This is a genomic window from Microcystis sp. LE19-195.1E, from assembly GCF_027532095.1.
In the GTDB taxonomy this organism is placed as follows: Bacteria; Cyanobacteriota; Cyanobacteriia; order Cyanobacteriales; family Microcystaceae; genus Microcystis; species Microcystis aeruginosa.
The window spans coordinates 1-12,035 of sequence record NZ_JAPZSZ010000207.1 but is presented as its reverse complement, the minus strand read 5'-3'; the positions used below and the strand labels follow the sequence as shown (position 1 = coordinate 12,035).

Annotated in this window: 7 protein-coding genes and 1 pseudogene; 4 read left to right on the top strand and 4 right to left on the bottom strand. The window is 43.6% G+C overall.

Annotated elements, in window-relative coordinates:
- Positions 1-353: 353 nt before the first annotated feature.
- Both O9300_RS11970 and O9300_RS11965 read left to right on the top strand, forming a co-directional pair.
- Complete coding sequence (locus O9300_RS11970) at positions 354-2,426, top strand: caspase family protein (RefSeq protein WP_287971832.1); 2,073 nt, start codon at positions 354-356, stop codon at positions 2,424-2,426.
- Between the two features lie 75 nt (positions 2,427-2,501).
- The gene (locus tag O9300_RS11965; protein ID WP_287971830.1) at positions 2,502-4,154 is read left to right on the top strand and encodes a DUF6930 domain-containing protein; all 1,653 of its coding nucleotides are present in this window, start codon (positions 2,502-2,504) and stop codon (positions 4,152-4,154) included.
- Positions 4,155-4,374: 220 nt separating this feature from the next.
- Here the strand turns inward: O9300_RS11965 and O9300_RS11960 are convergent, their stop codons facing one another.
- Entirely contained in the window at positions 4,375-6,357 is a 1,983-nt protein-coding gene (locus tag O9300_RS11960) for an ATP-dependent nuclease (RefSeq protein WP_287971829.1), read from the bottom strand.
- The gene (locus O9300_RS11955; protein WP_147071944.1) at positions 6,354-6,617 is read right to left on the bottom strand and encodes a protein NO VEIN domain-containing protein; all 264 of its coding nucleotides are present in this window, start codon (positions 6,615-6,617) and stop codon (positions 6,354-6,356) included. Before O9300_RS11955 ends, O9300_RS11960 begins: the two co-directional genes overlap by 4 nt.
- Positions 6,618-6,842: 225 nt before the next feature.
- Between O9300_RS11955 and O9300_RS11950 the strand changes: the two are divergent.
- Positions 6,843-6,956 (top strand): annotated as a pseudogene (locus O9300_RS11950) (zinc ribbon domain-containing protein); the annotation flags it as partial.
- A gap of 177 nt (positions 6,957-7,133) precedes the next feature.
- Here O9300_RS11950 and O9300_RS11945 read toward each other — a convergent pair.
- Complete coding sequence (locus tag O9300_RS11945; RefSeq protein ID WP_287971828.1) at positions 7,134-10,214, bottom strand: Calx-beta domain-containing protein; 3,081 nt, start codon at positions 10,212-10,214, stop codon at positions 7,134-7,136.
- A gap of 448 nt (positions 10,215-10,662) precedes the next feature.
- Entirely contained in the window at positions 10,663-10,848 is a 186-nt protein-coding gene (locus O9300_RS11940) for a hypothetical protein (RefSeq protein WP_287971827.1), read from the bottom strand.
- 256 nt (positions 10,849-11,104) lie between these two features.
- On the opposite strand from O9300_RS11940, the gene msrA reads away from it, so the two are divergent.
- Complete coding sequence (gene msrA / locus O9300_RS11935) at positions 11,105-11,767, top strand: peptide-methionine (S)-S-oxide reductase MsrA (RefSeq protein ID WP_287971826.1); 663 nt, start codon at positions 11,105-11,107, stop codon at positions 11,765-11,767.
- Positions 11,768-12,035 lie beyond the last annotated feature (268 nt).

Here is a 12,035-nt window from a genome sequence, read left to right as displayed (position 1 = left end):
ATTGACATCCTCGCCGCCCTAAAAGTGCGGCGATTCCTAAACCTCACGATTTAAGTTTCTGCTTCCACCACCGTCGCATACCACAGTTAAAAAACCATGTACTGTCTTACACAGAGTCCACAGACTTTCGCCCCATTTCAGAAGCCCGATTCCGTGTGTCCCACGGTACGGTTCTGACTAAACGCTTCTTGTACTTGTTGCGCGCGACTTTTTACCCGGACAAGCTTTTCTGAACGGAACTCCCTAAGCCGAGTTTTCAAGGTGCTGTCCGCCCACTTGGTTTTCGAGACGGTCTTTTTAATTCTAACGTAAAGCCGCCGTTCTACGGCGGGGTTTCCCACCCAAAATTTTCGATGAACATAACTAGGCGAGAATTGATCCAGCAGACAGGTTGGGGGTTGCTGACTTTGGCGATTAGTCAAGGGACCCTTAACCGTCATTTGGCTGCTCTCGCCGCCCCTAATCCCCGAAAATTGGCTCTTTTAGTCGGTATTGACCAGTATGGGGCGAATATTCCGCCGCTGCCCGGTTGTCTTACCGATGTGGAGTTACAAAAAGACCTTCTCCGTTATCGTTTTGGCTTTCAGGATGCTGATATAGTAACTTTAACGGGACAACAAGCCAGTGGAGAAGCGATCAAATCGGCTTTTTTAGAACACCTGATCGCCCAAGCCAGGTTGGGGGATGTGGTCATTTTTCACTTTAGCGGTTATGGCAGTCTTGGGGCCGGAAAAGAGGTTTTTATTGCTGCGGATGGGGCAGAAAATGCTTTAATCAAGGAAAATATCCTGCTGATGGCTCGCTGTCTAGCTACGGATAAGTTTAGCTTGGTTTTTGATAGTAGTCATCTCCCCCAACCTCAGCCCTATCTCGGTAATCTCCGCATTCGTTCCTATTCTAGAACTATTACTGATCCTAACCCCGCCGAATTAACTTTCGCTGCCGATATTAAAACCCGTTTTAACCTCAAAAATAAGCCTAGTAACGGCGTTATTCTCGCTGCCGCTAAACCAGAGCAAATCGCCCTGGAATTGAGCGGTAATAGCCCCAATGCCGGCTTATTCACCTATGATCTCACTCAGTATCTCTGGCAAGTTTCCCCCAGTCCGACAATTGCGATCGCTTTTCCCCATCTCCGTAATCTCGTCGCTAGTCACAGCAGTGAACAACAGCAACCGGCAATCCTGACCGGTAATCAAAACAATTCTGATCCTCTATATCATACAACGTCAGAAAAGTCAAGGGGTGGGGCGGCAATTGTTACAAATCTTATTGACGAGCGCACCCTAGAAGTCAATCTGGTGGGCCTCCCCTTAGAAATCCTGGAAAATTACGGAATTAACTCCTGTTTGAGCTTTATTGAGGCGACCGGGGAGGAAATCAGCCTACAAATTCTCTCCCGTCAGGGTTTAAAAGCCAAAGCCCAGTTATTATCACCAACCGCCTCCCTAGAAATAGGACAGATTCTAGAGGAAAAATTGCGGGTTTTTCCGAGTAAAATCGGCTTAATCGTCGGTTTGGATAGTAACTTAACCCGGATTGAACGGGTAGATGCCACCAGTACCTTTGCCAGTTTGCCCGATGTGGCCGCCGTGGTTAACATTGGCGAACAAACGGTAGATTGTCTCTTAAGTCGAGTTGGTAGCGAAGAAACTGGCAATTATCAGTTATTATCTCCCAATGGCTCCCTAATTATCGGTAGTTTAGGGGCGGCCAACGAAGCAATTAAATCGGGAATCAAACGACTGCAATCGCAACTAGAAACCCTGCTGGCCTGCAAATTGTGGCACTTGTTGATCAATCAAGAATCCTCCGGTTTAGCCGTCATTGTCACCCTCGAAAGCCTCGATCAAACCTATATCTCCACAGTGCCAACCCAAAAAATTGCGGGTAGCAGGGGGACTAATACCGCTAAAAACGACTTAATTCTGCCCGTCGGTACGGAAATTCGCTATCAAATTGAGAATCAAGAAGAACAACCCCTCTACGGACTGATAATTGTCCTCAACAGCGATCGCCAACCGCTTTTATACTGTTCCCGTCCAGAAACCCCCGATAATTTCAGCAATTCCAGCCCATTAGCCCCCTTTGTCGTGGCGGCTAAAACCAAGGCCACCATCCCCAATGACCGCCAAGGGCATTGGAAAATTAGTCAACCCAAGGGCATCAGAGAAAATCTACTGATCCTCAGTCGTCATCCTTTCCCGAAAACCTTGACCCTTCTCAATGCCACTCAAAGCCTCAAGGGAGAAGCCACCCAACTGCTCACCCTGACTAACCCCCTAGAAATAGCCAGAGCTTTCTGGAGCGATCTAAAATTAGATTTAGGTCTAAAAATGGATAGTTCTGGCAGTGTAATTGATGAATACGCCTTTGATCTAGGAACTTGGTCAGGTTTCCGGTTTATTTATCAAGTTATGGACTAAATCGATAGAAAATTCTTATGGAATCCTTGAAAAGAAAAGGTTAAAATCCTAAAACAGCTACCCCTAAATTTCCCGATGAATCTTCTGCCCCGGACCACCCAAAGCCGCCTCAAAAAAATCCCACAAATTCCCAGTGTTTGGGAAGGAGATCGTCGTGCTTTATCCTTATCCGAGAGAATGCCCCGGGCCACCCTAGAACCAAATCAAGAAAGCGGCGGCGAGTGCGTGATCTGGGTGGATGGTAGCGAGGGCTGTGTACGCGCTATGGAAGTAGTTTCCCCTGAAACCGGGCCAGAGGCCATGGTGAGAACCTTAATCCGCGCCATCGAAACACCGCAAAGTCCCGCCCGGCCAGCCAGACCGAAAAAAATTATCGTCCGCGATCGAGAAACACAGTTTTTTCTGCGCGGGGTACTACAAGATCTCGATATCACCATCGATTATGTCCCCAGTTTGCCCCTGATCGATGATCTCTTTCGTGGATTCGACGAATTCCAAAATAACCGTCCCCCAGCAATTCCCCCCGCTTGGCAGTCCGCTTTAGTGAAAACCGCTCACGAAATTTGGAAAGCTGAACCCTGGTCCTGTTTGGCTGATTACGATATCTTGGAAATTAAGCTCGATCGCCCCGATTTCCCGAATCTTTACGCCTGTGTCATGGGAATGCTCGGTCGGGAATACGGAATCATTCTCTATCGTTCCCTAGAATCCCTCAAACAATTCCGGCAGTCCGCTTTAGCAGAAAAATCGATGGAAAGATTAGAAAAAGCCTTTCTTTCCCAAGATTGTTGGTTTTTAAGCTACGAATTGGCCGATGATGATGAGGACGATGATGAGGATGACTACGATCTAGCCTCGGCTGCCCCCTCCCAAATCCATCCAGTTTTCGGCAGCGTGCATCCCTACGAAGGTATTCGCCCCTATTTAGATGAAGAAGAAGCAATCACGGTATATTTAGCTTTAATGGCTCTGTTGCGCTTTTTTAAAGGCAATCAATCCGCTTTATCCGAAGAACCGATCGGAGAATTACAGCGTCGTTTTCGCATTCCCCTCGATCCCGAACAGGCAAAAGGGGAAACCGTGGCGGTGACGGTGGCCACGATGCCCGATCTATGTGCGGAATTTATGCAACTCCTGGAGGAGGAGGACGACGACGAGGATGAGGATGATGAGGATGATGAGGAAGAATCCGTACTCAAGGAGGATTTAGTTCCTGATAATGCACATCTCAGTCTGGGAATGGTTCCCTGGCAATTATTAGATAAAATTCGCAGTCGTCCAAAAATCCATTATCAACCCCAATCCGTACCGACAAAAGGAGAGGGTTTCCCCGTGGTCATGATCCAGACCTCCCGACCGAAAGCCAAGGAAATTATCGAAAAAATCGAACAAGCTGGCGGTTTGGCGGCTATTGGTTTTAACCCCGGCGAAGATCCCCTCGAAGATACCCGTTATGATCTGGGGATTCTGAAAATGGCTAATGGTGATCTCTATCTGTTTGGGGAATTTGAGGAAGACGATCCCGACCACCGTAACGCGCGTCGCAATTGGCAAAAACGCATCAAAAATACCGAGGGTTATTGTGGTTTGATTATTGCCATGGGCGTAACTGGTTCCTCCTGCGGTAATCCCCAATTAAACGATATGTTAGCCCTCTACGAAGCAAAATCGATCAATAGTAAAGATTTAGACTTGGGAGTTTTGACTCTTATGCCTCACTTTGGTTAATTTTAACGAAGGCAGCGGCGGCTCTTTTTCAGTGATCAGTAATCAGTAATCAGTTTGCTTGGCAAATTCATTGACATACTCCCACCGTCAAGCTGCGCTATGAAGTGTAGAAATATACCCATGACGAATCGATTTTTACCGCCGCGCATGGGCAGAAATTCCCTTAATGGGTAGGTCAACTTCGATCAGTCGTTTAGGGTAGGTCGTCATGGTTAAAATTCTACAATCTCGTTAAAAAATCCCACTCCTCAAACCAAGTTGAGCGATCAACGCATTCTAATAAAGCAATAAAATCCTGCTCAATATTAAACGCTATATTATGAGGGCTGATCACCTGATTGATAATTGCTTGAACGTCATCTTTTTTGGCATACTTGTAAAAATCCCGTGTATTCAAAATTTGATTGAAATAGTTGCGATAAGCAGTTGATAATTGAACATCATTTTCTGGAATTGACCTATCATTTGTACCCAACATATCATCACTCTTAAGCTTATCCCGAATAGAGCGGCATTGATAGATGATTTGTTCAAATGCCTCATTATCATTGAGTAATTGCTGTAATTTGGGATTCATATAGTTCAGATAGGCTTGTTTAAGACCTTGAGCAAGACTTACGGCATCCACTGAAATCGAATTTTGCTGGCGATTTAACCACAGAAAAAGTAACCTACCCAATTTATCAAAATCTGTCAATAAAATAGATTCAAACGTATATGCACTTGGGATATAAGTTGGCAAATTAAACCGATTATTTAAATTATTTATAATTAGATTTTTATGGTCGTCATTTAAAAAATCTCTATCAAAAATTAACACAGATTTTTGCCATAAATTCTGCTGATTTCTAATTAACTGAAAAATCTTTTTATAACTAGGTAAATCCTTAAAAATTTGAGAGACTCCACCCATCACCCAGAAAGAATATTTTTTTGTATTTATACCAATAGTATTCTTTTGTAATAACGTATAAATTGCTTTTGCATCATCCTGACCTTCGACAAAAATGATTTTATCCGCTTCAACGGCATTAATAAAATCTAAACCATTACTATTCCCTAAAGAACTAATAATAGGATTTAGCGCAGAGGGATAAATTCCTTTAAAGCGTGGCTCTACGGGAAGTTCTTGTCGAGATAAAGCATTATAATTATATTGAGGTCTATTTTCCAGATGAAATAATTGATGTAAAGAAACCTGTCGAATTAAACTTTCATTATGAGTTGTTAAAAAAATTTGTGTTGTCTCAGAGAATCTAAGCAGTGTATTGATTAGCCGACTCTGTATGTCACGATGAATATGACTATCAGGCTCATCAAAAAGAATCAAATTGAGATCATTTCTTTGCCCAAAAGAATATAAATTTAATAAAATTACAATAATCTGTATTGTCCCACTTCCCAGTAAAGAAATATCTTTTTCTATATCACGATTATCAATTTTGTAATTAATAATAACTTTGACATCATCCCGAAAATCACTAGAAGTAAAAAAGCTAACCTCTGCACTAGGGCTATCAAAGAGAATATACGACAAATCGCGCTTAAATCTCTCATACAATTGAGGATCTGCTTGATCACTATGAAGAGTGTATAGACGATTACGAATGACTTCAACCGATTCTCGCTTTTGAATTGCTTCTAGTACCTGCGGAGTAGTTAAAAATCTTTCGTCTGCTCTAATCGTTGCAACAGGAGAAGCAAAAGAACAGCCAATTGCTTTAGGAAAATTATGAAATAGTTGGTTAAACTGAAAAAAATCAAAATCTTGACGATTTAAAAATTCTAGCTTGTAGCTGTTGCCATGGGAATTTGTAATTGAAAAACCAATCTTTAATAATGGGTTTGGTCTTTGCTCAGAATATATGTCTTGAAAGATAAAAATTAATTCAATTTTTTGACTTTTATCGCACTGATAAAATAAGTCATCAATATTAGAACTACGAACCGTTTTTACATCTGTGTAAAGTAAATACTGAGTATCTTTAAAAACATAATGCCCCGCTCGATAACGTTCAGGTTTAGCACGAATTGCTTGGTATAACAAGAAGTTAAAACACTCATGCCAAAGGGCGATCGCCTCTAGCAAATTGGTTTTTCCTGAATTATTAACCCCAGTAAAGACATTAAAATCAGGATCTAAATCTACGGTAACATTTTGAAAAGACTTAAAATTTTTAATCTGAATTTTGCTGATCTTCATTCCCGTTCATCCTGCCGTAGAATTGCCTCTAGTCCAAGCTGATAATGTTCAATGCTTGTAACAGGTTGCCGTCCTAGCGTAACCGCATCTCGAATGACATAAACTTCCGACATTGTCCCACAGTTAAACACCACATAGAGCCAATAGTCCCGCTTTAATCGTTCGGCTGTTTTATACTTATCTCTGATGCTAACACAATTGGGAAGTAGGTTAGCCCAATTAAATCTATAGCAGTTTTCATCAGAATGAGGTATGGGCAAGGAGCTTAAACCCTTTGTTTGCAAAACTTGTCGACACCTCACTAACGTGAAAAGTGCTATAGATTTAATTGAAAAAGCGAAACCCAACAACCCCAACGCTTACTGCTTAACTCTCAAAGTAATTGGCTGATAGCATTTTTCTTTATTCGTGGCAGGCATCCTACTCGCATCTCCCACCCCCCCTTGTCCCTCCGATGTCGGGGGGGTCGGGGGGGCAAGGGGGGGGGAGAGTCCGGCCTCTGGATTTTCAGTGGAGACATTGAGAATCTAAGCTGTCTCGTTGAACAAGGAATTTCCGATAGTGATAGGTCAAGAATTCCCCGTCACAGCGTAGCTTGACGGTGGGAGTATGTCAACCAAGTGCCTAAGACAAGCTGTATCCCTAACAATCAAACTAGGAGCCGTGTGAGGTGAAAGTCTCATGCACGATTCTGAAGGGGGGGGATGGAGGCGACTCCATTCCCGACCCCTAACACGCCGGCTTGAGAATATTCTTGTCACCCCATCAGGAATCCACTAAACAAAGAAGTTGGAAACAATGATATTACCGAGAGCGGGTAATGTGCCGGTAATGCCTGTAACGTTAACCAGTAAGTCATTGGCACTTTGGAAACCAGCAACATTATCATTGACAATAATATAGTTTCCGGCTATCCCAGTAGTGGTTACTTGGACCAGGGCCGCGCCATTAATACCAAGTGCTTGGTTTCCAGCTAAGGAACCATTGGCATCGGTAAAAACAGCATTCACGACATTGGTTAAAGTGGTAGCCGCAGAATTGGCAGCACGACTAAAGGCAGCGGGGGCAGGCAGCACACCTCCTGTGGCACTGAGCAAATCAATTTTGTCGGAGCCGATCGCAAAATCAGTGATCCGGTCAGGGTTAGCGACAGTAGATTGGGAAAATTGGAAGAGGAAGACATCGTTTCCTGCTCCCCCCGTCAAGGTATCGAGTCCGGCACCACCATTGAGGATGTTATTGCCACTATTACCAGTAATAACGTTATTACCTGCGTTACCAGTACCGTTAATGGCGGCTGCTCCCGTCAGTGTCAGGTTTTCCACGTTTGCCGCTAAAGTCGTGGTGACAGCGGCCGTGAGAGTATCGGTTATCGTCGTGGTAGCTGCCGTCTGCGTACCAAGAGCAGCATTAGTAGGAGAAGACAGAGTTAAAGTAAAGGTCTCATCTGCTTCATTAAGGGAATCATTGAGAATGGGAATGTTGAGGACTTGACTAGTAACACCAGGGGCAAAGGTTAGAGTTCCAATGGTGGCGGTGTAATCCGATCCCGCGGTTGCTGTACCGTTAGAAGTTGCATAGTTAACGCTGATGGTTTGGCTGCTGGCGTTGGAAAGAGTGGCGGTGTAGGAGGCGTTTTGAGGCGTGGTCAAACCTTCAACAATCGTCTGACTCTTGGGGTTAAGATTAATCGTGGGTAATTGATAGTTGCCAAAATTAACATCAGTCAATTTTTCGCCTACTTTCAAGATCAAAGCGTAGGGGGTGCTAGGGGAGGTTTGGAGCCAGCCTGTTTGATTCACTTCTCGGATGGCATATTCTCCCGGTCCTAAGTTAGTAAAGCTGTATTTGCCGTTAGCATCAGTAACTGTGGAAAGTTCCCAAGGATCTAGTGTTCCATTGGCAACACTATCAATGTAAATTGTCCAACCGGCTAGGGCTTTTTCATCTGCCTCCCAGATACCATTGGCATTTAAATCTTCCCATTTACTGCCTTCGATGCTTCCAAGTGGAGTTGCTGTGTCTCCATTTTGAAATTCACTTTGCAGTGCCAAGTTCGCTGCCTGCTTTGCTCCTAACAAGAAGGTTTTATCCCCCGTCACCAGAAAATCAAAAGCCGCCCCATTTAAAAAAGCGCCTTCAGCAATACCAAATTCTCGTGCTGTTTTGAAAGCGTCTGCGACTGCGTTGGCATCTTGTTTCGCTAGAGTTTCTAAGGAAATAAACTCCTTAGGAAAAGGGATAGGCTCGGGATCAGGTGTAGGCTCTATAATATCTATCGGTGAAATATCTATAGATGATACAGTTGTGGACTTGGTCAATGTAGTCAAAAATTTGGTTGTTTGAAATAGAGATTCTCCCTGAGTAACTCGCCAACTGTCGGCAAACGTTGTATGTATTGTTTGAACAGAGGGATTAGGACCTAAGTTCGTGCCATCACGCAGAGCAAAATCATTACTGCTATCACCATCACCATTACCTAAAAGCCCTTGTAGCGAGCCAGCGCGATCATCAGAAGGATTGACAAAAACATCAACGTAGCTCCCATTGTCTGCGGCGATGACGACATCGTTGTCCTCGGCTGTGGAGAAATTACCGTCTAGTCCGGCATAGGTGAAGGTGTACTGATTCCCTGAGCGCTGGATTCTCGTGTTACCAAACAATGCACTGTCGCCACTGCTTAGATTATACGTTGCTCCATTAACTTTTAATTCTTTACCAATGGCAAGCTCTGAATCATAAACAAAAGTTTTGCCGTCTAGTCTGATCGCAAAGGCTGTATTGACAGAAACTTGAGCACCTGTATACCAGGGTTTTTGAACGGTTTGCACTTGAAAATCATCAGTTAGAGACTTGACATAAATGAACGTTCCAACTGCTTGCAAATCATAGGGTTTGCCATCAAAGGTAGAAAGATGCACATCACCCCAGCCGTGGCCTTGACCAACTACCGGGCGGGAGGTAAAAAAGATCGAGAAATCTTGACCTGTAAAAACCGGAACAGAGCCGAGTGTACCATTAACAAAAACATTAAAACTGGTGTCCCAGGGGGAAATACTCCGCGATGGAAGATAAATTTGCTCTATGTACTCTACAGCACCAGCGCCAGTGATCAAATCCACGCCAGCGCCACCAGCAACAGCGTCAGTGCCGACAAAGCTAGACCCACCAAACGATCCGGCATTAAACGCAGTATAAATCGTGCCTGTGGTCGTTCCTTGTAGATAAACATCTAAGTTGGCGTCTGTATCAGCAGTGCTAGGTGTTCCCGTCCAGACCAAGGTAACTTTAGCAGATGAACTGGGACGGCGAGATATCCTGCCCAGGTTTACCGATATGCCCCGGAATGTATCTTCTGCTAGAAAATAGCTTAGAGATAGGTTGCCAAAACTTGCGTTTCCTAGGGCTTCTGCAAAGGTGTAGGCACTAGGGGTTAAGCTATTTATAGGAACAGATGGACTGGTATTGGCTATATCTGTTGGTTCCCAGAGATTTGGATTCACTGAGCCAGTTCCATTTTGTGATGTGTGTATGAGTAACCCTTTTTCTGTGGAATCAAGAGTTCTAATAACGGTATCGTTTACGGCAGCAGTATATGGGGCTACGGAGTTAACGCCACCAAGTGAATTGCCTGCGATCGGTGTGTAAGGTGTATTGGTCGTCCAAGTGGCTGAGAAAAGTACATCTTTAAAGCGAGATCTGAAGTTAGGCCACCAGAGTGGTGAAAATGCAGTTTTTGCATTTTCATAGAGAAAGTTATCTTTATTGTCTTGAACCATTAATAGGTTTTGAGACCACAACAAATTCAATGGTGTAAGAGGCATAGTGGTAAAAGTCTTGAACGCTTCATACACCATGTCTTAATCATTCGCTTGCGCCAAATCAATAAGCAAAAATACTGAATTAGCTGTAGCAGAAATGTTGAATTTGTCCATAAAACTTTACATACAAGCTGACGAGAACAGGCGTTCGCTTAGAGAGATTAAATTTCCCTCTTGGGATAAAATTAAGTTAACATAGCGCAGTTTATTAAGTAAAGTATCCCCATATATTTGAGGAATTTGCCTAAGCTGTAAAATCAAATATACGATTAATATATAGTGGTTCTCACACCTGTGTGGCACAGTTAAACCTTTGCTAATTAAGCTTTTCAACATCGATAATGTACCTCTTGCGAACAGGAAACGCTATAAGTGGGTGGTTGGAATTAAATATAAAATGAACGTAGGTTGGGTTGAAGCATGAAACCCAACGCCCGCTCATGTTACGCTACCGCTAACCCATCCTACAAATAATTGTGCCTCCCTACTTAGAACCAGTTTTAGCATCTACACCCATCACTAATTTCATCTGATGATAGCCTGACATCCAAAACAATTTGGGCGTTGCTGATTTGAGATATGAATCTTCTTTTCTGGTATTTTTAAAACCTAGAGCCAAACTAACTTTTGCATCTGATGCACAGTTTGCATTCATACCTTGATTCAGCAACGCCTCAACTGATACAAGTGTATGAACAACTGCCTGTAAGCATCCCACCGAAAAACTAATGCGCTCCGGGGTTGGGATTGAGTGATAAAATCAGAAATAACGCCCAGTTTTAGCCGAGAGTTTCCCTTTCAAAATCCCAACTCAGTAGATTGACAAAAATTGAGCTGCAGCCTCAGTTCTGATCACCGATCACTGAAATCGCCAAAATTAAGCGACAATGTAAAGTAAGGTAAAACTTTCTGGACAAATTCTTATTATGGTGTTATTCGGATTCGGAAAAAAATTAACTTTGCCCACAGCAAGGGAAGCACTACCCGGGCGATCGGAAAAAATGCCCGTACCTAGCGGCCACTACGTTAACGGTCATCCTTTGCAGCCCCCCTTTCCCACCGGTATGGAAACCGCAATATTTGGTTTAGGCTGTTTTTGGGGAGCAGAGCGGAAATTTTGGCAATTAGAAGGAGTTTACACCACGGCCGTAGGTTATGCGGCTGGTATCACCCCTAATCCCACCTATCAGGAAGTGTGTACCGGCATGACTGGGCATAATGAAGTGGTCTTAGTGGTCTATGATCCCAGTGTGATTTCCTACGAACAACTGTTAAAGGTTTTCTGGGAAAGTCATAATCCCACCCAGGGAATGCGTCAGGGTAATGATACGGGGACTCAGTATCGATCGGGTATCTATACCTATAGTCCCCAGCAAAAGGAATTAGCGGAAAAATCCCGATCGATCTACCAAGAAGCTCTCAATAAAGCGGGCCATGGTCAAATTACCACGGAAATTCTCGACGCACCTGAATTTTATTATGCTGAAGTTTATCATCAGCAGTATTTAGCGAAAAACCCCGGCGGTTACTGCGGTTTAGGGGGAACGAAAGTGGAATGTCCGATCGCTCTTGATCTGAAGTTAAATTAAGTAGGGTTAGTTATCAGTTATCAGTTATCAGTTATCAGTTATCAGTGATCAGTTAAGTAGGTGGGTGGAATTAAATATAAGATGAACGTAGGTTGGGTTGAAGCATGAAACCGAACGCCCGTATAGTTTACGCTACCGCTAACCCATCCTACAAATAATTGTGCCTCCCTACTTAACTAGATAAGAGAAACTGTAGCGATTAATAAGTGCCTAAGCAAAATTAATTAGGTTCTTCGGTTTGTGCTATGCAACGGACAGGATTATAAGA